This is a genomic window from Sphaerisporangium sp. NPDC051017 (assembly GCF_040683095.1).
In the GTDB taxonomy this organism is placed as follows: domain Bacteria; phylum Actinomycetota; class Actinomycetes; order Streptosporangiales; family Streptosporangiaceae; genus Sphaerisporangium.
Genome location: NZ_JBFBCI010000012.1, coordinates 109,231 through 130,975 on the forward strand (window position 1 = coordinate 109,231; position 21,745 = coordinate 130,975).

The following is a 21,745-nucleotide window of genomic DNA, read 5'->3' on the forward strand; positions in this document are numbered from 1 at the left end:
TTGATCATGGTCACGGCGACCATGCGGGAGTCCTCGGGCACCGGCGAGTACGGTCTCCGGTGCCGCGCTGACGACGAGAGCCGTGCCAGCAGGTACGAGTTCCTGCTCACCACGGCGGGCGAGGCGCGCATCCGCCGCGTGACCAAGGGCGTCGGGGGCAACCTCACCCATCCCGCGGCGGTCGCCGGCCTCAAGAAGGGCACCCCGGTCAAGCTCCAGGCCGAATGCTCGAAGACCTCCGACGGCGTCCGGCTCACCATGTGGGTCGACGGGGAACAGGTCCAGTCCTACCTGGACCCGCACGGCCTCCCCAGCGGCGGCATCGGCCTCCTCACCCGTGTCCCTGAAAAAACCAATTCAACCCTGAACACGTCCTATGACGACTTCAGCGTCCAGGGCCCAGCCTCGGCCGCCACCACCCGCTGACCCACCGAACGCTCACTGTTCTGTCATTGGTGGCTGAGCACTGTGAGACCCACCCCACCGCTCCGTCGTGGTAGCTCACCGTGTACCCACCCACAAAGCCAACGGCCGTCTGCGACGGCATGTCACGCCCCTGCTAAGAAATATCCCTTGAGTTCCTCGGAGCCTGCACCGTCGTCGCCGCTGCCATACCCCGCCTCCGTGAGACCGGCTCAACCCGCTGCCGTACCTACCTCCGCGACCTGACCACCACCCTCAACAACCACGCCACCCACCACGACGTTCGCGACCTGACAGCCCAGATCGGCCCGATCCTCCATCCCATCCGACCTCAGTAGGGCCGCCAGTCTCGAGCCCGCCCCGGATGCGCCAGGTCATCCACCCGCCGCCGCACCTCGTCAGCGATCTCCTCGTCCTCCTCGAACTTCATCGCCAACCAGCACACCATCCGCAGCTCCTGAAGCGCCTTCAACACCGGCCACCCGGACAACTGGGCGACGTCGAACCCATAGACCTCGCAGAACTCCCGATACTCGTCCTCTGAGTGCCAGCCGAGATCCCGGTACACGGCCGTCGCCGTCAGATCCCACTCCGGCGGCCCCCAGCACACCCCACCGAGATCGAACATCACGACCCGCCCGTCCGGCTGCTTCAGCACGTTCCCGATGTTCGCGTCCCCGTGGATCACCGACCGCGGGAGCCTGAACTCCACCTTCGGCAGCGCGTCGCTCAGCCGATCAGCCTCCCCGGAGAGCGCCCCACGCTCCGCTTCGGAAAGTCCCCGAGCTCGTTCGATCCGTCCCTGAGCCTGATCAAGGACGTGCAGGTTAGGCAACGAAAGCGACTCCGGTGGCTTCAGCAGGTGAAGCCTTCGAAGCAGCCGCCCAAGTTCCGCGCTCCGCGAATGAGTTCGCCACCATCTGATCTCCCTCCACGCGGGGCATCCCAACCCACGCTACGTGAAGGTCCAATGCCAAGAGCTGGATCACCGTAAAGTACAAGCATGAGGTGCCCCGGGTTGGAAGCTTCCAAGACTGGAAGGCTGGGAGCCATGCCCGCGCAGCGGAAGTACCCCCAAGAGCTGCGTGATCGAGCCGTCAAGATCGTGGGCGGACCCGATTTTGTCGGGGCTGCTCCCGCCCTCCTCAGCGATTCCGGGGTTGGGCTGCCTCCAGCTTTGCTCTGCACCACGGCGACAGAGCAAGGGCGGTCTTTCACCTCCGTACGGACAGATCAGCGCTTCGTGGCGCACTGGGGCTCATGACACGTTTCTTGCCGGCACTCCTACTAGGCTGTTTGTCGGCCTAAGGCGGAGAATGATCGGGCCTATCCACGTATCTCACGTGAGTGATCGGCGACCCCAGGACGATCGAACTCACCATTCCTGACCCCGTCGAGGAAGCAGTCCCACTCGTGGCCCGTATAGCGAATGACCTCGGCGTTCGGCATGCGACTGTGACGTATGGCGACGCCTCCGTCAGGCAGGTGCGCGACCTCCACACAGCCATTGCCGGAAGTACTGGCTCTGGCCTTGAACCACTGGAGATCAGCCGATTCCGCAGCACTCATGATCGCATCTCCTCGGCGGCAGTCCGAATGACACGCAACGACTCATCGGGGTCGAGGGCTATGGCTTGCAGGCGGCCGAACATCGCCCTGAATCGTGAGATCTGCTCCGGCCGCTGCATGTACAAGTTTCCACCCAAAGAGTCCACATATGCCACTGGCTTGTCAGCAGCATTCCTAGGCTCGATCACGGTGAACATGCCATGCTGGGGCCCATAGGCGCCCTTGCTGAGGGGAATGACCTGCACGGACACATTCGGCCAGTGTTCACACACCTCCACCACATGACACAGTTGTGATCGCATCGCCGAAGGATCACCAATGGGTCGCCGCAACGCGACCTCGTCCATGATCGTGACCAGTTCGAGCCGAGGATCGTTCGTCAGCAACCTCTGGCGCTGCATACGCAACTCGACCCGCCGTTCGATCGTCTCCGGCGGATCCATCGGAGCCCACGCCTGGATCACGGCACGGGCGTAGTCCTCCGTCTGTAGCAGTCCCTCGATCAGCGTCAACGTGAACGTCAGCAGCCGCCCAGCACCCGCCTCCATGCCAACGTACGTCGAGAGTCCCGACGGAAGAGCGGACTCGTAATCCGTCCACCACGCAGTCGGAGCTGCGGCCTTCGCGTCGCGCGCCATCCGCAGCAGCGCGTCACGCTGAGCACCGTCCGTGACCCGATACAAGTCCAGGAGCGCACGGACGTCCTGAAGCCGGACAGCGCCCTTGCCATTCTCCAACCTGCTCAGCTTCGAGACGGAGATGTCCAGATCATCGGCCGCAAGAGCCTTGCTCACCGCATCGAGGCTCAAGCCGATCCTCTCCCGCAGCTCTCGCAGCTCGGCACCCAACCTCATCCGCAAGATGGTGGGATTGTCACTCATCGCGCCTCCTCTCAACGGGGAACATCTTGCAACCGGCCCCGAACCTTCATCAGCGAACGGGCAACACCGCCTGGAGTTCCAGCCTGCCAATAGGGCCTCGCAATTCCATTTTGAGATTGCAGAATGGCATCGTCGTCACAGACAGCAAGCAACAGGAACCGACTGTCACCGCGCAGACGTCGGCATCACCACGAGGAGCGCCGATGAAGCCGAGACGAACGCCGAAATCTCACTACGCACAGCAAGGCCGGATGACTGCGAACCGCCTCCGTCCGGGACTCACTGGACCGACTCGCCGGCACATCTGCCATGACTGAGCCGGAAACCGTCCACCTCACGATCCCCGCCCGGCCGGAAGGCGTTCACCAGGCACGCGACGCCGTACGCAAGCTGATCATGAGCTGGGGCCTGGAGCATCTCATCGACGATTTGATCCTCTGCCTCAGCGAGGCGGTGAGCAACGCGATCACTCACGCCGCCCATGGCTCGACGCTGCCGGTGCGCGTATCCCGTGCCGACACGTGCATCCGCATCGAGATCGAAGACGGTGACAGACATCCGCCAGTTGCTCGCTCTACCCGCCGAAATCGCACTGTCCGGCCGCAACCTCCCGGACCGGCTACTCGAAGACCACGGACGCGGCCTCTTCCTCATCGATGCGCTAGCCACCCGGTGGGGCGTACAACCACGTCCTACCGGCAAGATCGTCTGGCTCGAATGCGACCTCGCCGAGCCCGTCATTCAGTAACGCCCATGATCCTCCGCCGTCCGTACCCACCCCCTTGGTACGTGGCGGCGGAGCCCCAAAGGACGACATCACCGACTCGAACCAACCATCACGTAACAGCACCATGGAGCAGAGTGATCGGAGTCCGCTCCGAGTTCATTCGGCGATGGCCGTCATGACCACGTGCTCTGCGCGCTCCACGATCGACTGCAGGCGGCTCGCGTGGGCGCCTCGCCAGTACACCTGGTCGCAGGTGCGGCAGCGGGCGAAGGTGTCGTAGCTGCGGCGCGTTCCTGGGCGTAGCCCGGTCTCGACCTCGTCCTTACCCGCGGGAACCAGGAGACCGTTGCAGGCCGTGCACCTGGTCCAGGGCGCGAGCGGGGGCGCGAAGCGGCCGAGCACGTCGTCGAACTGCTCCTCGGGTCTGGCTCCCCGGACGTACGCCCCCAGCCACAGCATCCTGCGACGCAGCAGGCCACGATCCTGCGTGAGGAGCACGCGCCGCTCGGCGTTGGCGCGCTCGATCAGCGTGTCGTCATCCAGATCGTTCTCGTAGGCGGTGTCCACCCCGACGAGCCGGAGCCGCCGGGCCAGCGTCCCCAGATGCACGTCCAGCAGAAAGCGTAAGGTCGGGACCGGCTGCGGGCGCGGCATCTCGCGCACATCCACCACCTCGCCGTCCCGGGGGTGGTACGCGGGCGTGACGCCCCTGCCGTCGGCCAGAAGCGAGCCGACCTCCGGCAACGGCACACCGACCGACTCCACGACGTGCCCCAGCGACGAGACGCCGTCATAGGGAACCCGCAGCTCGTCACGGCGATCCCGAGGAGCCAGTAACAACCACAACCCGGCCTCGACCCGCAAGCACAGTTCCGCACTGATGGCACCCATCCATCCAGCATGCTCCGCAACCGAGCTCACCGAGCACAAAGCCCCCGAGACTGGGACGGCGGCGAGCCTTGTGGGTGGGCTCACGGTGAACGTCGGCCTTCCGTTGGCTGCTAGGACGAGCGGCGGATCACTACTTCGGTGGGGAGGATGACCGATGAGACCGGGCCACCGTCTATTTGGCGGAGTAGGAGGCGGACGGCGGCCAGGGCCTGGTCGGAGGTGGGGGCGTGGACCGTCGTGAGCGGGGGGATGGCGTAGCGGGCGGCCTCGATGTCGCCGAAGCCGACCACGGCGACGTCTTCCGGGACCCGGCGGCCGGACTCGTACAGGACGGTCAGGGCGCCCAACGCCATCAGGTCTCCGGCGGCGAACACGGCGTCCAGGGCGGGGTCGTCCTCCAGGAGCTGGCGCATCGCCTCGATGCCGGACATCCGGCTGTAGTCGCCCACGGCGACGATCGAGCGGCGGTCGTCACGGCGCAGCGCGTCGCGGTACCCCTGCAGGCGGTCCTGCGCGGCGACGCTGTCAACGGGGCCGCAGATCATCGCGACCCGGCGCCGTCCCCGCGCGAGCAGGTGCTCGACGGCCGCCACCGCGCCGCCGGCGTTGTCGGCGTCGACGTACGAGAGCGCGCCGCCCACGGGCCTGGAGTACGGCAGGGCGGCGGAGCCCGCGGCGTAGGGCAGCGCGGCCGCCCCGGCGGGCCGTCCGAGCGACACGACCGGGGTGTCGGTGCGGGACAGCACGCCCGGCAGGTGGTCGGTGGCGCGGTTGGAGACGAGCACGACGCCGTCCACGTGGCCCGCGGAGACGTACTGCTCGACGCGCCGGCGGCTCATCGGCGACCCGGCCAGCATGAGGGTGACCTGCTTGCCGGCCTCCTCCAGCGCGTGGGCGGCCGCGCGGACGACGGAGGAGAACAGCGGGTCCTCGCCGGTCGCCTGGGTGCCGGGGACGACCAGGGCGATCGTGTCGGTGCGCCGGGTGACCAGGCTGCGGGCCGCCGAGTTCGGCACGTAGCCGAGCTCGTTCACGGCGTGCATGACCGTCTCGCGGACCTCTCCGCTGACCGTCCCCTGCCCGTTGATGACGCGCGAGACCGTCGACCGGGACACCCCGGCGCGGGCGGCGACCTCCTCCAGGGTGGGCCGGCGTGGACGCTCCTTGCGCAGGCCGTTGCGCTGGACGACCTCGCGGTACCACAGCGCGCTGTCCTTGAGCAGGCGGCGCTGGCTGCCGAAGTCGACGTGGACGATGCCGAAGCGCTTGTTGTACCCCTCGGCCCACTCGAAGTTGTCCAGCAACGACCAGACGAGGTACCCGCGCAGGTCGGCGCCGGCCTCGATGGCGGAGTGCGCGGCCCGCAGGTGGCCCTCGATGAACGCGGTGCGGTCGGCGTCATGGACGCGGTCTCCCGACACGGTGTCGTCGAAGGCGGCGCCGTTCTCGGTGACGAGGAGCCCGACCTCGGGGTAGTCGTGCGACAGGCGGACGAGCAGCTCGGACAGGCCGGTGGGGACGATGGGCCAGCCCATCGCGGTGGTGGGGGCGTAGGCGCCGGTGAACTCGATGTCCTCGGTGCCCGGGTACGCCGGGTTGGCGGGCAGGCCGGGCCCGGACCTCACCACGCACGGGGTGTAGTAGTTGATGCCGAGCAGGTCGATCGGCTGGTGGATCGCGGCGAGGTCGCCGTCGTGGATGTGGCCCAGCCCGGCGATCCGGTCGACGATCTTCAGCAGCTGCTCCGGGTACGCCCCGCGCAGGGCCGGGTCGAGGAACTGCCGGTTGATCAGGCAGTCGACGCGGCCCACCGCCTCGGCGTCCGCCGGGGACAGCACGAGACCGGGGTCGTTCACCTGGGCGGGCGTCATCACGGGGGCGAGGTTGAGTGTGAGCGCGATCTCGCGGGCTCCCCCGGCGCGCAGCGCCTGGACGCCGAGGCCGTGCGCGAGGAGCAGGTGGTGGGAGGCGCGGAAGGCGTCCACCGACGAGGTCAGTCCCGGGGCGTGCACGCCCATCCCGTACCCGAGGAACGCCGACACCCAGGGCTCGTTGACGGTCATCCACGTGCTCACGCGGTCGCCGAGCCGGTCGTGGACGGCCGCGGTGTACTCGGCGAACCGGTAGGCGGTGTCGCGGGCGGTCCAGCCGCCGCGGTCCTCCAGGGCCTGGGGCAGGTCCCAGTGGTAGAGCGTCGCGTACGGCGCGATGCCCGCCGCGAGCAGTTCATCGACGAGCCGCTCGTAGAAGTCGAGCCCGGCGGGGTTGATCGGGCCGGAGCCGTCGGGCTGGACGCGGGGCCAGGCGACAGAGAACCGGTAGGCGGCGAGGCCGAGCGCCTTCATCAGGCGGACGTCCTCGGCGTACCGGTGGTAGTGGTCGCACGCCGTCTCGCCGGTGTGGCCGCCGGCGATCGCGCCGGGTCTGCGGCAGAAGGTGTCCCAGATCGAGTCGCCGCGCCCGTCCTCTCGGGCGGCGCCCTCCACCTGGTAGGCGGCGGTGGCGGACCCCCAGACGAACCCGGCGGGGAAGGCCAGCGTCTGTCCCCGGTTCGCGATGGTCGTCGCGGTCATCGCATGACCTCCCGTCTGTTCCCCTCATGGTGAAGCCATGGTGAAGCGGTGATGTAGCAACGGTGCGGCGGCCCGTACCAGCACCGATTCGAACACTTAATCACGGCTCGGACTATGCCCGCGCAGTGGACATGACCCTAGGAACCAATCAATGTTTGGGCAAACAAGGCGAGGAACGGGGAACAAGGAGTAGCCCGCGTTAGGTTGGGGACGATCAACAGACCGTCCGCGCCGAAGGAGCCGCCGCCATGCACGCCATCGTGGTCACGACCCCCGGGGGGTCCGACACCCTCGTCTACACCGAGACGCCGGACCCGGTCCCGGGGCCCGGTGAAGTGCTCGTCGACGAGACGGCGATCGGCGTCAACTACATCGACGTCTACCACCGCGAGGGTCGCTACCCGCTCCCGGCGCCGTTCGTGCCCGGCTCGGAAGGCGCGGGCACCGTCTCGGCCGTCGGCCCGGACGTCACCGACGTCGCGGTGGGCGACCGCGTGGGCTGGGTGAACGTCATCGGGTCGTACGCGGAGAAGGCGGTCATCCCGGCCGCCAAGACGATCCCGCTCCCCGGCGGCCTGTCGTTCGAGTCCGCCGCCGCCTCCCTGCTCCAGGGACTGACCGCGCACTACCTCACGCACTCGGTACACGCCGTGCAGCCCGGGGACGACGTGCTGGTCCACGCGGCGGCGGGCGGTATGGGGCTGCTGCTCACGCAGATGGCGAAGCTGCGCGGCGGCCGCGTCATCGGCACGACCTCCAGCGACGAGAAGCGGAAGCTCGCCAAGGAGGCGGGGGCCGACGACGTCATCGGCTACGAGGGCTTCCCCGACGCGGTGCGCGAACTGACCGGCGGACGCGGCGTGCGCGTGGTCTACGACGGCGTCGGCGCGGCGACCTTCGACGGCAGCCTGGCCTCGCTCGGGCTGCGCGGCATGATGGCGCTGTACGGGGCTGCGAGCGGGCCGGTGCCGCCGTTCGACCCGCAGCGGTTGAACCAGGGCGGGTCGCTGTTCCTGACCCGGCCCACGCTGGCGCACTACACCACCACGCGGGAGGAACTGCTCGCGCGGGCCGGGGACGTTCTCGGCTGGGTCGAGTCGGGGGCGGTCGACGTGCACATCTCCCGCCGGTACCCGCTCGCCGAGGCCAAGCAGGCGCACGACGACCTGGAAGGCCGCCGTACGACGGGCAAGCTGCTGCTGATCCCGTAGGGGCGTTCTCATCGCGGGCCGCGGTGGGCCTCTCCCCCGTGTCGAGCTCAGCCCGGCGTAGGCTCAGCCCGGTGTCGGGCTCACCTCGACGTCGGGCTCAGCCCGGTGTCGTGGCGAGGCCGAAGAACAGGACGCCCAGGTAGACGCCCACCACGATCGCGATCACGTGCAGCGCGATCGACCAGGCGCGCAACGCCTTCCAGTTCTTCATCGTGCCTTCTCGTCGTCGGGACCGGGACGCCTGCGCGGCGGGGTCATCGGGAGCCGTTCAGCAGGCGGGCCTTGGCGGCGGCGTACTCGTCGTCGTCCAGCCTGCCGGACTGGTGCAGGCTCGCCAGCCGTTCGAGCCGGCCGACGAGGTCGTCGGGAACCGCGTCGGACGACGGCGCGTCCTGGGGGTACGAGGAGCGGCCCTGCGGCGGGTACGCGGGCCGATCCTGCGGCGGGTACTTCGGACGACGGCCCTGCGGGGGATATGTCGGGCGGTTCTGGGGCGGGTACGTCGGACGGTCCTGCGGGGGGTCGTCCAGGTCCACGGCGTCACGCGGCAGGTCGTTCTGCCCCGGGAGCACCACCGACATCGTCCAGCGCACATTCCCCCCGCTCGGCCCCGAAGCCCCCGGAACGGGCGCGGGCTCCGGTCCGAGGAAGACCTTGCGCAACGCCTCCCTGTCGAGGATGAGCAGCGGCCCTCCCCCTATGAGCGCGAACAGGACAGCGCAGATCAAAAAGCCCCACATGAAGCCGGGCCCGGCCAGCGCGGCCTCCAGGAACCCCCACCCGAGGCTCAGAAACAGGGCGGGCCAGACGAGCAGGCTCAGGCTCGGACCGACGGGAAGCCGGCCGAGGGCGTACACGCCGAGCGCCGCCGCGCCCCCCAGAATGGACACCGGCATGATCCACACGGCGTCTTGGGGACACCCCGCGATCCGGTCGAAGCACGCCCCGCCCATGGTCATCAGGGCGCGGAATTCGAGGAAGAGCAGGGTCAGGCAGCAAGCGAGTCCGCCCATCCCGATAAAGGTCCCGATCGACCTGTAAACCAGCCCACGGGTGGTGATCACGCTCCGTATAGTAGGACAAACGCCGTTTTTTCGACAGGACCACAAAGACGGGATTCAGCGATTCAATCCCGTGCCGGCCAGTCCAGGAGGCGGGCGCCGAGAACGGCCGTCTCCAGGGTGAAGCGCTGGGTCTGGTCGTCCGGGGAGAAGCCGGTGAGGCGGCGGATGCGCTCCAGGCGGTAGGTGACCGCGCGGGTGCTGATGCCCAGCCTGCGGGCGGCCGCCGTCTGGTTGCCCTGCGCGCCGAACACCGCTTCGAGGGTCTCCAGCAGCGGTTCGGGCCCGCCGCGCGCCTCGCGCAACGGGTCGAGCACGCTCGTGACGAGATCCTCGATCGCGGCGCGGTCGCGCAGCAGCACCGGGAAGACCAGCAGGTCTGCGGCCTTGAGCACCTGAGGACGCAGGCCGAGCCGCTCCCCCAGGCTGATCGCGTCGCCGGCCTCGCGAAACGACGTCACCACGCCTCCGGGCCCGCGGTGCGGGCGGCCGACGCCCACGCGCCAGCCCTGGCCGAGGCTGCCCCGCACGTGGTGGGTGAACTCGCCGGTCGCGGCGGTGAGCGTGGCCGGCGCGACGCACACCAGCAGGCCGTCCCGCGCGGCCACGAGGATGTTGTGCGAGCCGAACCGGGTGACCAGCGCCTCCTCGACGCGCCGGACGATCGGGTCGCCGTCGCTCACGGGCGCGACGTCCTTGGCCACCGCGACGACGTACCCCTCCGCCAACCGCAGACCGAAGTGCTCGGCGCGCTCTGCCAGCCGGTCGGCCCGTCCCTGTAACAGGTCGCCGATGAACTCGCGCCGGGCCTCGTCCTCGCGCCGGATGGCCTGGTGCTGCGCCTCCTCGTACCCGTCGTGGTACGCGGCCAGCGCCCGGCGCACGGCGGCGAGCACCTGGGCCTCGGCGGGGGGCGCGTCCAGTTCGCGGGCCAGCAGGCAGGCGTCGGCGAGCGCACGCACAGGGACGCCCCGCTCGGCCGCCGCGGCGCCCAGCGCGCGCAGGCCATCGACGGTGTCGCGATCGGGCAGGCGGCCGGTCGCGGCGGCGGCCGTGAGGACCGGAAGATACCCGCCGAGCAGGTCGGCGGGCACCCCGGTGGCCTCGCTCACGTGAGCGAGAACGTCCATCACACCCCTACATCACGCCGGTCGAACGAAAGGACAGCGGTCATGGCGAGCACGGCCGTGGCGGCGAGCAGGACGAGGCAGTCGCCGACCTGGAAGCCGTTGACCAGCGGGTTTCCCTCCATGTAGTAGTGGAACGGCGACAGGTGGCTGAGCCAGTTCATCGCCTCGACGTCCCGGGCGAGCGCCTGCACGACGTACCCCGCCACCGCGTACGCGCCGGCGACCGCCATCGCGAGCGCCCTGCGCCCGGTCGCCGCCCCGACGGCCAGCGAGAGTGTACCGAAGAAGAGAACAAGCAGGTACAGGCCGGTGTGCGCCGCCAGTATCCGCCCGAAGGGCACGTTCAGGTCCACCAGGGAGCCGAGGACGGCGATCACGGCGAGCGAGAGCACGGCGACCGCGAGCAGGCCGGCGGCGAGCGCGGCGAACCGTTCCAGCACGAGCCGCTTGCGGTCCACGGGGAGGGTGAGGGTGAGTTCCAGCGTCCTGGACTCCTCCGGCCCGGCGATGGCCTTGGTGCCGAGGATCACTGCGCACATGGTGAACAGCAGCGGGATGAAGAGCTGGTAGACGACCGCCTGGAGGAACCCGACACCGGTGGAGATGTTCTCCAGCCCGCCCATGAGCTTGCGGACGCCGTCGGGGTACTTCGCCAGCGCGGCCTGGTTGTAGAAGTCCGGATTCGCGACCATCTGCGGGAAGAACGAGATGTACAACCCGGCGAACGCGCAGATGCCGACCGTCCAGCCGATGATCGCGCGCTGGTACTCGCGCAGCGCCTTACGCACCAACACGGGCATGGTGCACGTCCTCGCTGTAGTAGGTAAGGAAGATCTCTTCGAGGTCGGGCTCGGCCGACACCATGTGGACGACGGTGAACCGCGCCGCCGCCTTGATCAGCGCGTCGGGACGGCCGTCGATCGTGCAGCTCACGCTCGCGCCCTCGACCTTCAGGTCGCGCACGCCCGGCAGGTCGCGGAACGCCTCCTCCGGCACGGGCGCGTCGAAGTGGAACTCGACCCGCCGCACGGCCTTCTCGCGCAGCGCGACGACGTCCTCCACCGCGACCAGCCGCCCGGCCCTGACGATGCCCACGCGGTCGGACACGTGCTCGACCTCCGCGAGGACGTGCGACGACATGAGCACCGTCCCGCCCGCCGCGCGCGCCTCGCGGACCATCGCCAGGAACTCCTGCTGGACGAGCGGGTCCAGGCCACTGGTCGGCTCGTCGAGGACGAGCAGCTCGGGCTCGTGCATGAACGCCTGGATCAGGCCGATCTTCTGCTTGTTGCCCTTCGAGAGCCGGCCCATCGTGACCGACAGGTCGGCCTCCAGCCGCTCGGCCAGCCCCTCGATGCGACCCGCCGCGACGCCGCCCCGCACGCTCGCCAGGAACCGCAGGTACTCGCCCGCCTTCTCGCGTCCCTCCAGGGCCAGCTCGCCGGGGAGATAACCGATCCTGCGGCGGACGGACGCGTCGCGCGGTGACGCGCCGAACACGCGGACCACACCCCGGGTGGGACGGATCACGTCCAGGAGCATCCTGATCGTGGTCGTCTTTCCCGCCCCGTTCGGGCCGAGGTACCCGAAAACCTCGCCGGGACGAATCTGGAGGCTGAGATCCTCCAGGCCCCGGCGCTTACCGTAGAACTTGGTCAGTCCTTCGGTCTCCACCACTGCTGTCATGGGAGGAATGGTGGCGTGCGCGGGCACGTCCCCGACAGGACCACACCTGGACAGTTCGGGGACGCTTCCTTTCCCGAATCCGGCAACGCCCTCGTACGCACATGCGCGCTCACCGCGCGGGGCTGCGCTCACACGCGGGGTCGCCTCATGTGCGTAGTGACCACTATCTGTGCAGGGCGTGTCTGTGCAGGGCGGCCCTCACGCGCGCGGTCCCATCATGTGCGGGACGATCCTCATGCGAAGAGCCCGCCGCCTTGCGCGGGGACGGCGGTCATGCAGGGGACGATCCGTCGTGCGCGAGGCGACCGTCGTGCGCGGGCGGCTCTCAGCGGCGGGCGACCGAGCAGGCGCCGGTACTCCCAGGGAGGCGGTGCCGGTTGCGCGCCACCACCCGGTAAACGGCCTCGGCGATCCAGTCGACCGGAGGTACGAGCATGAGGCGGCCGAGGGCACGCCAGCCGATCCGGGGTTGCACGGCCAGCACCACGGCGACAGCACGGGCACCCGAGGCGCGCAGCCCATCCGGGCCGAGGAGCTGAACCGACTCGGTGACCTGCTCACGGGTCAGACCGTGCTCGACGAGGTCGAGATCCTGCCAGCGGCTCACGGGAGGCATCGCGGGCAGGTGCGCGCGACCGAAGTCCACGCACCGCTGGCAGAACCCACAGTCCCCGTCGTAGACCAGCACGGCACGATTCTCCCATAGGCCCTGGCGCCCGCCCCGGCGACCGGCACCCACGGAGCACGGCCCGGACGCCCCTGGCGGCGGTAAGGCCACGCCCGCGTCTCGACCGCCGCCCACATGCCAGGCCACTTCACGTCCCCCGGGAACGGCTCGCGCGCCGCGTGTCGCTCATCCAGTCCAACGCAGGGGGTTCGGCAGCACGCTGTTCGAGCCGACCGCCATCAAGATCGCTCAGGGGACTCACTGCCTCTATCTTTATTTTGGCGCAATTTACTGCCAAAATAACGGACCATACGCCGGACGATCTCTACCACATAGTAAGCTGCCGGAGGTGCTGCGATCAGCCATCTAATCCAACTGTATGGATTATTTCTAATATAGTCCACGAAGAGCACCAGAAAAGTAACTTCAACCGGAATCTTCGAGCTGGTGGGCTTTTCTTCTTCGGAGCGACCTTCCATTCGATTGACTCCTCGACGGCTTCCACACGCCAAGAAACATGGCGAGACGTTATAGCTGATCGACCCATGCCAGTGGCTTTGTTGCGTTATCACGTTCGACGCCTCCCCCCAAGCCGGGGCGGACTACATTGTGCGGGCGCCGGGAGGGAGGGCGGGGAGGCTGGGTGGCGCGCCGTTCTCGATCAGGGACAGCAGCGCGGCGGTGTCCACGTGCCGCTCGATCATGTCGCCGAGCGCGTCGAGGTGCTCCTCCCGCAGCGCCGCGAACGAGACGCCGGGCGCGGGGACGAATTCGCGGCCCGCGACGGCGGCGACGTCGGCGAGGAAGGCACGGCGGAAGCCGTCGTTTTCCAGCGCCCCGTGCCAGGTGGTGCCCCAGACGGCGCCCACCTGGCACCCGTCCAGGAAAGGCTCCGCCTCGCGGTCAATGGTGACCACCCCATGGTGGATCTCGTACGCCTCCACCCGGTGCCCGTACGCCTCGCCGACCGGCCGCGCGAGTGTCTTCTCGCGGGCGAACTCGACGGTAGCCGGTAGCAGCCCGAGCCCGTCCACCGTCCCGGCGCCGGACTCGACCTCGTCGCGGATCGACCGCGCGAGCATCTGGTAGCCGCCGCAGATGCCGAGAATCGGGCCGCGCCGCTCCAGCAGCGCGGCGGCCAGGCCTGTGCGGCGAAGCCAGTCCAGGTCGGAGACGGTGGCCCGCGAACCGGGCAGGACGACCAGGTCGGCCTCGCGGATCTCCCCGGCTCCGGCGGCCGAGGAGACGAAGCGGAGCACGACCCCTGGCTCGGCGGCGAGCGCGTCCACGTCGGTGAAGTTGGAGATCCTCGGATACCGCACCACCGCGACGCGAAGGCTCTGCCCGGCGCCCGCGTTCTCCGGGAGCGTGCCGCGCCGGGAGTCGAGGGCGAGCGAGTCCTCCAGGTCCATCCAGAGCCCGTCCAGCCACGGCAGCACGCCGTACACCGGACGCCCGGTGAGCTTGTACAGCGTGTCCAGGCCGGGGTCGAGCAGCTCGCGCGCGCCCCGGAACTTGTTGATCAGAAAGCCGCTGATGAGTGCCTGATCTTCTGCCTCCAGCAACGCCAGCGTTCCGTACAGCGAGGCGAACACCCCGCCGCGGTCGATGTCCCCCACGACGACCACCGGCATTCCCGCCGCTCGGGCGAGGCCCATGTTGGCGATGTCCCCCCGGCGCAGGTTGATCTCCGCCGGGCTGCCCGCGCCCTCGCACACCACCACGTCGTACGACGCGCGCAGCCGCTCCAGGGACTCCAGCGCGACCGCTCTGAGGCGGTCCTTGTAGGCGCCGTACTCCATGGCGTCCACCTCGGCGAGCGGCCTGCCGAGCACGACGACCTGGCTGCGCCGGTCGCTGCCCGGCTTGAGCAGGATCGGGTTCATGTCCGCGACCGGCTCCACCCTCGCCGCCTGCGCCTGGGCGACCTGGGCACGCCCGATCTCGGCGCCGTCGGCGGTCACGTACGAGTTGAGCGACATGTTCTGGGCCTTGAACGGCGCCACGCGCACGCCCTGGCGCGCCAGCCAGCGGCAGATCCCCGCCGTGACGACGCTCTTCCCCGCGTCCGAGGTGGTCCCCGCCACGAGCAACATCCCTGTAGGCACCCCCCAAAGATGCCAGACCCCCCGGAATCCCCCAATCCCGCATACGGCCACAACCCACGACGAACAGCCGCGCCGACTCGGAGGGTGCGACTCGGTGGGGCGGCGGGCGCCACTCGGCCGCACCTCATCTCGGTGGTTGCCGGTGGGAAACATCCTGGAGACGTCTCTGGCGGATATCCTCACCGGGGAGAACTTCATTGGGATCGCCCGGGATCTACGTGAGCGATTCGCCGCACGAAGACTGGCCAGGCCGTGCAAGCCCGATCCGTGCAGTCCGGACTGCAGCCCGTCCTGCAAGCCGCAGAACAACTGCCGCCCGGTCGACAACTGCGCGCCGAACTACTCCTGTGGGCCGTGCGCGCCGAAGGATCAGACCTGCGACCCGGTAAGGAACTGTGAGCCGAACAAGTGCCGTCCTACCAAGTGATGACTGACATGACCGACCGCCGCCATGATCACAGGCAGAGGGCCTTTCTCCACCGAATCCTGGCGGAAGGCGCCACTCGGCTTCAGGTGTCCTTGACCGGGGAAGCGGTGTTCGGCTGGCACGACCGCACAATCGGGTCGGCCGCCCTTGACGCTCAAGGTGGCCGATTCTGGTTGCGCGCCACGGCGGAACACCGCGAATGGGCCGGTGGTGACGCCTGGACCGGGAATCAGGATGCGAACCGGATCACCGGTGTTCCCAGGCCCGAGGTCGTGTCCCGCGTCGAATGGGACGAACCGCCGGTCCGCCTGTACGGCGAGTTGATGACGCACGTGCCCGACACCCCATGCTCGTCCACCCCCGAACTCACCGTGCCGCTGACGCTTCCCGGTGTTTGGTGGGCTGGGCTGCGCCAGGCGCTCGACACGCTCGCCGTGCAGCGGACCGACCGAGGCTGTCATGACCCAGGTTCGTTCGTCCGCGGGGTGGAGGACTATTACGGTCGGCCGCTCCGCCCGCTCGTTCCGGCCTTGAGAACCGAGCACACCGACCTGCACTGGGCCAACCTCACCCAGCCCAGGCTGTGGCTGCTGGATTGGGAGTACTGGGGAGTCGCTCCCGCCGGCTACGGCGCGGCGCTCCTGTACTGCCACAGCCTTCTCGTTCCCGACACGGCCGCGCGGGTACACGAGGTCTTCGCCGATCTCTTGAACACCCCAACCGGTCGTCTGGCCCAGTTGTCCGCCGCCGCCCACATTCTCGATCGCGCTGAGCGCCTCGGTGACTACCCCGAACTGCAGACGCCGGTTCGCGAGCACGCCATGCGGCTCCTTGCCGCCGTCGAGAGACTCGGATCGTGCTGATCAGCCGGCTGTCCGCACCTGCCCAGCCGACGTCACGGTGGCCGTTCTCCCTTCCGGCCGTCAGAGGCTTGACCCGTGGTGTGGACCTGACCGCCCCGGTGACCTTCCTTGTCGGGGAGAACGGCTCGGGGAAGTCGACGATCGTCGAGGCGATCGCGGACGTGTGCGGCATCAACGCGGAAGGCGGCAAGGCCGGCACCCGGTACGCCAGCACCGGCGCCGCCACCCCTCTCGGAGAGATCCTCGACGCCGAGTTGACGGTCAAGGGGCTGCGGCTCATCCGCGGTCCCCGCCTCAAACGGCGGGCGTTCTTCTTCCGCGCCGAGACACTCTTCAACCTCGGACGGAATGTTTCCGGCCGATACGGCTTCTGGGAGGAGGACCTCACCGAGCAGTCCCACGGGGAAGGATTCTTCACCGTGCTGGACCGAATGGTGTCCGGCCCCGGCCTGTATTTGATGGACGAGCCCGAAGCCGCCCTGTCATTCCACTCGTGCCTGCGCTTGGTCGGGCTTATGGACCAGGTTGCGGCTCAAGGCGGGCAGATCATCTGCGCGACCCATTCGCCGATTCTCGCCGGTCTCCCCGGGGCGCAGATCCTGGAACTCGGCGACCACGGCGTCCGCCCCACCGATTGGGACCGGCTCGAACTGGTCGACCACTGGCGACGCTTCCTCGTTAAACCGAACTTCTATCTGCATCACGTCCTGGATGAGACATCGCCGGGCTCGATTGAGTGAGGCTCCCTGCTCCGTTCCTGCCGATCAGCCAGAGAGGGGCGGATGCGCCCACGGAGAGTTGCCCACCCCTCTCGTTCCGGCCAGCGACGGCAGGACAGCCCCGGGCCTGTGCTGTCAACGCACCTTCAGGGCTTCAGGACAGAGCGACATGACCTTGAGGATGATGTCGCTCAGCCAGGCCGGAGGCTCGGTCGTCGCCTCGCGAGCGGCGACACGGTAGTTTTCGGGTTCTTGCCTTCCAGACCCCTGCCGTCGGCAATGATCCGCATGATCCGCGAGCTGATCCTCTGCGGCATCTGTTGGACGTCTTAACTGTTCTCTTGGATGTTTACCACTGCGAGGTATTCGAGCGCCGCCGCCTGTGTACGGCCCAGGCCCCGGCGGAGGCGAGCGCGGCGGCCGCGAGGTTCACGGCGCGCGCCAGGCGTACAGATCGCGAAATATCCGTCACCGCGGGCGGGTCGCCGTCGCCCATCTCGGGCCGGTGCTCGATCCTGCCGCCATAGTCGTTACGACCTCCCAGCCGCACGCCGAGCGCCCCCGCGAACGCCGCCTCGCACCGGCCGGAGTTGGGGCTCGGATGCCGGTGACCGTCCCTGCGCAGTACGGCCGCCGCCTGCCGGGACGACCCGCCGACGAGAGGGGCGAGCAGCGACGCCAGAACGCCGGTGATCCGCGCGGGCACGAAGTTCGCCACGTCGTCCAGTCGCGCCGCGGCCCAGCCGAACGTCTCGTACCGCGCCGACCGGTGGCCGACCATCGCGTCCAGGGTGTTGACCGCCCGGTACGCCAGCAGCCCCGGCACGCCCGCCACCGCGCCCCAGACCAGCGGCGCGACCACGGCGTCCGAGGTGTTCTCCGCGATGGACTCCACCGTCGCCCGCGCCAGCTCCCCCGAGGACAAAGCCGACGGATCCCGCCCGCACAGGTGCGGCAGCCGCGCCCGCGCCGCCGTCACGTCCCCTCGTTCGAGCGCGGCCGACATGTACGCCCCCTCACGGCCCAGGCTCGTCCCGCCCAGCACCGCCCAGGTGGCGACGGCGGTGACGGCCGTACGAGCCGCAGGACTGCGCCGGGTGAGCCGCTCGGCCACCACCCCCAAGGCCGCCGCCGAACCGACGCACGCGGCGACGTACACGGCACCTCGCGCACGCGATCGTCCGTACAAGCGGCGCTCCAGCAGACCGGCCGCACGGCCGAACAGCGCCACGGGATGCGCCGAGTTGCGCGGATCGGCGAAGACCGAATCCAGGACGACCCCGGCGGCCAGCCCAAGAGCCCGCGCCCGCCCCACTGTCCCCTGCCCTAGCGTTCCCCCCGCCGCCGTTCTCTGAGCCGCCGTTCCCGGGGCCCGCGTCCCGCGTGCCGCCATCTCCCGCCCCGCACGCGACGCCTGCCCGCTCTCGTACGCCGGCCTCGTACCCGCCCGCTTCACTCGACCCCACTCCCGGTTTCCGGACATCCCAGACGCATGATGGACCACGACTCCGGCTCCACGACCCACCGAATTCGAGATTGTCCAGGAGTGCCGGTGAATCGGCTAATGCAGGTGGGCGTCCAACTCGTCCCAGTTGTCGTCGAGCCACGCGGCGGCTCTGCGGATGCGCTCGCCCGCGCCGTCCTCCCACATGCGTGCCCAGCCGCCACCGTCCTCCAGCGCCCGCGTGCGCATGGCGACGTACGAACGGTCGAAGCGCAGCCTGGTCAGGTCGAGCAGCCGGCGACGCTCGCGCGCGGACAGGCCGTAAGCGTCGCAGAAGAGGCGGATCCGCGCGCCGACGTCGCACATCCGCTGCGCGGGCTCCCGGTCGACGGGGTCGGCGATCGGCACCCAGTGGCGCAGGGTCGTGACGATGTCGAACAGCCGGGTCGTCGGGCGGGCCGTGTCGAAGTCGATGAGCGCACAGGGCACGTTGTCGCGAAAAATCACGTTTTGAGGGGTGATGTCGCAATGACCCACCAGCTCGGGCTCGGCGTCGTCCCACGAGCCACCCTCCCAGACGGCGCCAGCGGGCGGGACGAACCCGGCGACCGCGTCATGAAAGCGCCTCACGAGCCGGGCCAGCGCGGCCAGCGTCTCGTCGGTCATGACGTGCGGGGCCAGCGGGAACATCGCCGCCCGGCCGGGGACGTACGACAGGATCTCCCTGCCACGCTCGTCGACCCCGAGCGCCCGCGGCGCGCCGTCGAAACCCACCGCTTCCAAGTGGCGGAGCAACGCGTGAACGGAGAGGCTGTACGGACGCATCGGCCGGCGCACCGTGTCGCCGACGCGGACGACTCCCTCCGTCACATCACCGCCATCCAGCGATATTTCAGGAAAGGCCGCGCTGACGAACATGACGTAACAGTTTAGTCGCGCCCCCACGATCCACGGGAGGCTTCCCCAAAACCCCAGCACTTTCCCAGAAGCCCAAGCGCCCCCGAGCACCCGAACCCGGAACAACGCCGAAGCCGGCGGTTGGCCGCACTCCCCCGCGCCAACCACCCGACACCCTCTGGCATGATTTGATCATGCGTATCGGCACTCTCGGCGCGGCACGCATCACCCCCACCGCGCTCGTCAGGCCCGCCCGGTCCATCCCCGGAGTGGACGTCGTGGCCGTCGCCGCGCGTGACCGCTCCCGTGCGGAACGGTTCGCCGCGAAGCACCGCATCCCCGTTGTCCACCGGTCGTACGAGGCCCTCATCTCCGACCCCTCGATCGACGCGATCTACAACCCGCTGCCGAACGCCCTGCACGCGGCGTGGACGCTGCGCGCGATCGAGGCGGGCAAGCACGTCCTGTGCGAGAAGCCCTTCACCTCCAACGCCGACGAGGCGACCAGCGTGGCGGAGGCCGCACGGCGTTCCCGTCTCGTCGTCATGGAGGCGTTCCACTACCGCTACCACCCGCTGATGGAACGCGCTCTGGAGATCGTGCACACCGAGCTGGGCGAGGTCCGGCACGTCGAGACCTGGATGTGCTTCCCGCTCCCCCGCTTCTCCGACATCCGGTACTCCCTGGAGCTCGGCGGCGGGGCGCTCATGGACGCGGGCTGCTACGCCGTCCACTGCCTGCGCGCCCTCGGGCCCGGCGAACCGTCTGTGGTCTCCGCCGCCGCCCTGCTGCGATCCCCCGGCGTCGACCGCGCCATGGCCGCCGACCTGCGCTTCCCGACGGGCGCCACGGGCCGTATCAACGCCTCGATGTGGTCCGGCGGGCACCTGCTCAAGATCGCCGCGCGGGTGGAGGGCGAGTACGGCACGCTGCACATCACCAACTTCGTCGCCCCGCACTACTTCCACCGCCTCACCGTGACGGTCGACGGCGTCCGCCGCCGCGAACGCGTGCCGGGCGAGCCGACGTACGCCTACCAGCTCCGCGCCTTCCGCACGGCCATCCACAACGGCACCACACCCCTCACCCCACCCGAAGACGCCATCGCCAACATGTCCGTAATCGACGCAATCTACGAAAAGGCCGGCCTCCCCCTCCGCGGCATCCTCTGACCCGAATGCCCGCCCGATTCCTCTCAACGGCAGGCGTCCCATCCCCGGCTGATCGCCCTGCATGTTCCTGGTCGCCCTGTGCGTTCGTCAGCGTGGGGTGTCCGGATCCGGACACGACGACAACCCGTGGACTCCACTTCCCGTCTCCCCTTGCGTCACTTCACTCACAAGAGGAGCCTCCTTGCGCACCCGCCTCTTAGCCGCCGGAACCCTGTTGGCCGGCGGCCTTGTCGTTCCCTCCTTACCCGCCGACGCCGCCCCCGTTCCCCAAGGGGCCATCGCCGCGAAGGTGAGTAAGGTGGTCGATGGGGACACCGTAGACGTCGCCTACAAGGGAAAGACGCTCCGTGTCCGCCTGCTGGATGTGAACGCCCCGGACAAGGGCCAGTGCTGGGCGGCTGCCGCGACCACGCGCACAGCGACGCTGCTCGCCGCCGGGAAGACCGTCAAGCTGCTTCGCGACAAGACCGCGCGGGACTCCGCCGGCCGCTACCTCTTCTACGCCTGGAACAGCGCCGGGGTGTTCGTGAACCGCAATCTGGTCCGATACGGGTACGCCAGGGCGGTCCAGGTGGGGGCGAACGCCGCGTACATCAAGGAGTTGCTTGACGACCAGGCCGCAGCCAAGGCCGCACGGCTGCGCATCTGGTCAGGCCGCTGCGACAGCGGTTCCCGCCCGACTCTCAAGCCCACCCCCAAGCCGACCCCCAAGCCGACCCCGACGCCGAAACCCACTCCCAAGCCGACGCCTTCGCAGTCCGACCCACCGTCCGGGAACGACCCCCGGTTCAGCACCTGCGCGGAAGCCAACAGGAACGGCTACGGACCGTACTACCGCGACCGCGACCCCGAGTACTACTGGTACCGGGACCGCGACGGCGACGGCATCGTCTGCGAAAGGTAGCTCTCGGGCACAAAGCGGCCTCCTCCGACGAGGTGGCCGCTACACCGTGTCCCGACCGCCTGACCCTTCCAACCACCTGCGCACCGTCCAAGAGCACCCTCAGCTCAGCCGGATAGAGCACCGGACTTCTAATTCTCCCCGCCTGAATCGGTTCACCGCCGCGCCGTCACCCGGACTACGCGCCCGGCTCCCCCTGCCTGCCACCGCTGCCCTGGCACCTGGTGGCAGGGCGACCCCGGTCCCACAGAACCTCTCCCGGCACGTGCAGATCGTCGCGCAGTGGGGCGACGCGCTCAGTGCGCCCCTGGAGACTAGGGCGGGCCCCGCCCGGGTCACGCTCAACCCCGGGGTCACGCTCAAAAGAGACGATGGCGCGTGTACATCTCGACCGC

Annotated in this window: 21 protein-coding genes; 7 read left to right on the forward strand and 14 right to left on the reverse strand. The window is 69.2% G+C overall.

Going from position 1 to position 21,745, the window contains the following annotated elements; translation table 11 throughout:
- The first annotated feature begins 6 nt into the window (after window positions 1-6).
- Window positions 7-426 (forward strand): hypothetical protein, encoded by a 420-nt coding sequence (locus AB0M95_RS13510; protein WP_363763192.1) that lies wholly within the window; start codon window positions 7-9, stop codon window positions 424-426.
- A 328-nt stretch (window positions 427-754) separates the two neighbouring features.
- On the opposite strand, the gene AB0M95_RS13515 is transcribed toward AB0M95_RS13510, so the two are convergent.
- From AB0M95_RS13515 to AB0M95_RS13525, 3 genes are all read right to left on the reverse strand, one after another.
- Entirely contained in the window at window positions 755-1,372 is a 618-nt protein-coding gene (locus AB0M95_RS13515) for a phosphotransferase (RefSeq protein ID WP_363763195.1), read from the reverse strand.
- Window positions 1,373-1,749: 377 nt separating this feature from the next.
- Window positions 1,750-1,992 (reverse strand): DUF397 domain-containing protein, encoded by a 243-nt coding sequence (locus AB0M95_RS13520; RefSeq protein ID WP_363763198.1) that lies wholly within the window; start codon window positions 1,990-1,992, stop codon window positions 1,750-1,752.
- Window positions 1,989-2,873, reverse strand: a complete 885-nt coding sequence (locus tag AB0M95_RS13525; RefSeq protein WP_363763201.1) for a helix-turn-helix transcriptional regulator — start codon at window positions 2,871-2,873, stop codon at window positions 1,989-1,991. Before AB0M95_RS13525 ends, AB0M95_RS13520 begins: the two co-directional genes overlap by 4 nt.
- A gap of 396 nt (window positions 2,874-3,269) precedes the next feature.
- On the opposite strand from AB0M95_RS13525, the gene AB0M95_RS13530 reads away from it, so the two are divergent.
- A complete protein-coding gene (locus tag AB0M95_RS13530; RefSeq protein ID WP_363763303.1) occupies window positions 3,270-3,779 on the forward strand; it encodes an ATP-binding protein in 510 nt (169 codons plus the stop codon).
- Here AB0M95_RS13530 and AB0M95_RS13535 read toward each other — a convergent pair.
- Together AB0M95_RS13535 and AB0M95_RS13540 are read right to left on the reverse strand one after the other, a co-directional pair.
- Window positions 3,757-4,491, reverse strand: coding sequence for a Mut7-C RNAse domain-containing protein (locus AB0M95_RS13535; protein WP_363763204.1), 735 nt, complete (start codon window positions 4,489-4,491; stop codon window positions 3,757-3,759). The two genes, AB0M95_RS13530 and AB0M95_RS13535, sit on opposite strands and share 23 nt — an antisense overlap.
- A gap of 110 nt (window positions 4,492-4,601) precedes the next feature.
- Window positions 4,602-7,064 (reverse strand): GH1 family beta-glucosidase, encoded by a 2,463-nt coding sequence (locus AB0M95_RS13540; RefSeq protein ID WP_363763207.1) that lies wholly within the window; start codon window positions 7,062-7,064, stop codon window positions 4,602-4,604.
- Window positions 7,065-7,312: 248 nt separating this feature from the next.
- Between AB0M95_RS13540 and AB0M95_RS13545 the strand changes: the two genes are divergently transcribed.
- On the forward strand, window positions 7,313-8,275 hold the full coding sequence (locus AB0M95_RS13545; protein WP_363763210.1) for a quinone oxidoreductase: 963 nt from the start codon (window positions 7,313-7,315) through the stop codon (window positions 8,273-8,275).
- Between the two features lie 254 nt (window positions 8,276-8,529).
- On the opposite strand, the gene AB0M95_RS13550 is transcribed toward AB0M95_RS13545, so the two are convergent.
- From AB0M95_RS13550 to AB0M95_RS13580, 7 genes are all read right to left on the reverse strand, one after another.
- Window positions 8,530-9,288 carry a hypothetical protein gene (locus AB0M95_RS13550; RefSeq protein ID WP_363763213.1) on the reverse strand — a complete coding sequence of 253 codons (759 nt, stop codon included), beginning with the start codon at window positions 9,286-9,288 and terminating at the stop codon, window positions 8,530-8,532.
- Between the two features lie 113 nt (window positions 9,289-9,401).
- Window positions 9,402-10,466 (reverse strand): helix-turn-helix domain-containing protein, encoded by a 1,065-nt coding sequence (locus AB0M95_RS13555; protein ID WP_363763216.1) that lies wholly within the window; start codon window positions 10,464-10,466, stop codon window positions 9,402-9,404.
- Window positions 10,466-11,266 (reverse strand): ABC transporter permease subunit, encoded by an 801-nt coding sequence (locus AB0M95_RS13560; RefSeq protein ID WP_363763219.1) that lies wholly within the window; start codon window positions 11,264-11,266, stop codon window positions 10,466-10,468. Before AB0M95_RS13560 ends, AB0M95_RS13555 begins: the two co-directional genes overlap by 1 nt.
- Complete coding sequence (locus AB0M95_RS13565; protein WP_363763222.1) at window positions 11,247-12,152, reverse strand: ABC transporter ATP-binding protein; 906 nt, start codon at window positions 12,150-12,152, stop codon at window positions 11,247-11,249. The genes AB0M95_RS13560 and AB0M95_RS13565 overlap by 20 nt, the downstream gene beginning before the upstream one ends.
- A 325-nt stretch (window positions 12,153-12,477) precedes the next feature.
- Window positions 12,478-12,840 (reverse strand): DCC1-like thiol-disulfide oxidoreductase family protein, encoded by a 363-nt coding sequence (locus AB0M95_RS13570; RefSeq protein WP_363763225.1) that lies wholly within the window; start codon window positions 12,838-12,840, stop codon window positions 12,478-12,480.
- 218 nt (window positions 12,841-13,058) lie between these two features.
- Entirely contained in the window at window positions 13,059-13,298 is a 240-nt protein-coding gene (locus AB0M95_RS13575; protein ID WP_363763228.1) for a hypothetical protein, read from the reverse strand.
- Window positions 13,299-13,421: 123 nt separating this feature from the next.
- Window positions 13,422-14,915, reverse strand: coding sequence for a cobyric acid synthase (locus AB0M95_RS13580; protein WP_363763306.1), 1,494 nt, complete (start codon window positions 14,913-14,915; stop codon window positions 13,422-13,424).
- 447 nt (window positions 14,916-15,362) lie between these two features.
- On the opposite strand from AB0M95_RS13580, the gene AB0M95_RS13585 reads away from it, so the two are divergent.
- Entirely contained in the window at window positions 15,363-16,217 is an 855-nt protein-coding gene (locus AB0M95_RS13585) for an aminoglycoside phosphotransferase (protein WP_363763231.1), read from the forward strand.
- 68 nt (window positions 16,218-16,285) lie between these two features.
- Window positions 16,286-16,957 (forward strand): AAA family ATPase, encoded by a 672-nt coding sequence (locus tag AB0M95_RS13590; protein ID WP_363763234.1) that lies wholly within the window; start codon window positions 16,286-16,288, stop codon window positions 16,955-16,957.
- 328 nt (window positions 16,958-17,285) lie between these two features.
- Here the strand turns inward: AB0M95_RS13590 and AB0M95_RS13595 are convergent, their stop codons facing one another.
- A complete protein-coding gene (locus tag AB0M95_RS13595; protein ID WP_363763237.1) occupies window positions 17,286-18,251 on the reverse strand; it encodes a cobalamin biosynthesis protein in 966 nt (321 codons plus the stop codon).
- Between the two features lie 246 nt (window positions 18,252-18,497).
- On the reverse strand, window positions 18,498-19,250 hold the full coding sequence (locus tag AB0M95_RS13600; protein WP_363763240.1) for an aminoglycoside phosphotransferase family protein: 753 nt from the start codon (window positions 19,248-19,250) through the stop codon (window positions 18,498-18,500).
- A 221-nt stretch (window positions 19,251-19,471) separates the two neighbouring features.
- Here AB0M95_RS13600 and AB0M95_RS13605 point away from each other — a divergent pair, with 221 nt between their 5' ends.
- Window positions 19,472-20,449 (forward strand): Gfo/Idh/MocA family oxidoreductase, encoded by a 978-nt coding sequence (locus AB0M95_RS13605; RefSeq protein WP_363763243.1) that lies wholly within the window; start codon window positions 19,472-19,474, stop codon window positions 20,447-20,449.
- Between the two features lie 298 nt (window positions 20,450-20,747).
- The gene (locus AB0M95_RS13610; protein WP_363763246.1) at window positions 20,748-21,353 is read left to right on the forward strand and encodes a thermonuclease family protein; all 606 of its coding nucleotides are present in this window, start codon (window positions 20,748-20,750) and stop codon (window positions 21,351-21,353) included.
- Window positions 21,354-21,745: the final 392 nt, after the last annotated feature.

Coding starts and splice junctions, on each gene's coding strand:
- AB0M95_RS13510 (WP_363763192.1), top strand. CDS start 7: ATGGTCACGGCGACCATGCGGGAGTCCTCGGGCACCGGCGAGTACGGT.
- AB0M95_RS13540 (WP_363763207.1), bottom strand. CDS start 7,064: ATGACCGCGACGACCATCGCGAACCGGGGACAGACGCTGGCCTTCCCC.
- AB0M95_RS13545 (WP_363763210.1), top strand. CDS start 7,313: ATGCACGCCATCGTGGTCACGACCCCCGGGGGGTCCGACACCCTCGTC.
- AB0M95_RS13530 (WP_363763303.1), top strand. CDS start 3,270: ATGAGCTGGGGCCTGGAGCATCTCATCGACGATTTGATCCTCTGCCTC.
- AB0M95_RS13535 (WP_363763204.1), bottom strand. CDS start 4,491: ATGGGTGCCATCAGTGCGGAACTGTGCTTGCGGGTCGAGGCCGGGTTG.
- AB0M95_RS13560 (WP_363763219.1), bottom strand. CDS start 11,266: ATGCCCGTGTTGGTGCGTAAGGCGCTGCGCGAGTACCAGCGCGCGATC.
- AB0M95_RS13585 (WP_363763231.1), top strand. CDS start 15,363: ATGACCGACCGCCGCCATGATCACAGGCAGAGGGCCTTTCTCCACCGA.
- AB0M95_RS13550 (WP_363763213.1), bottom strand. CDS start 9,288: ATGGGCGGACTCGCTTGCTGCCTGACCCTGCTCTTCCTCGAATTCCGC.
- AB0M95_RS13520 (WP_363763198.1), bottom strand. CDS start 1,992: ATGAGTGCTGCGGAATCGGCTGATCTCCAGTGGTTCAAGGCCAGAGCC.
- AB0M95_RS13580 (WP_363763306.1), bottom strand. CDS start 14,915: ATGTTGCTCGTGGCGGGGACCACCTCGGACGCGGGGAAGAGCGTCGTC.
- AB0M95_RS13575 (WP_363763228.1), bottom strand. CDS start 13,298: ATGGAAGGTCGCTCCGAAGAAGAAAAGCCCACCAGCTCGAAGATTCCG.
- AB0M95_RS13555 (WP_363763216.1), bottom strand. CDS start 10,466: ATGGACGTTCTCGCTCACGTGAGCGAGGCCACCGGGGTGCCCGCCGAC.
- AB0M95_RS13605 (WP_363763243.1), top strand. CDS start 19,472: ATGCGTATCGGCACTCTCGGCGCGGCACGCATCACCCCCACCGCGCTC.
- AB0M95_RS13565 (WP_363763222.1), bottom strand. CDS start 12,152: ATGACAGCAGTGGTGGAGACCGAAGGACTGACCAAGTTCTACGGTAAG.
- AB0M95_RS13525 (WP_363763201.1), bottom strand. CDS start 2,873: ATGAGTGACAATCCCACCATCTTGCGGATGAGGTTGGGTGCCGAGCTG.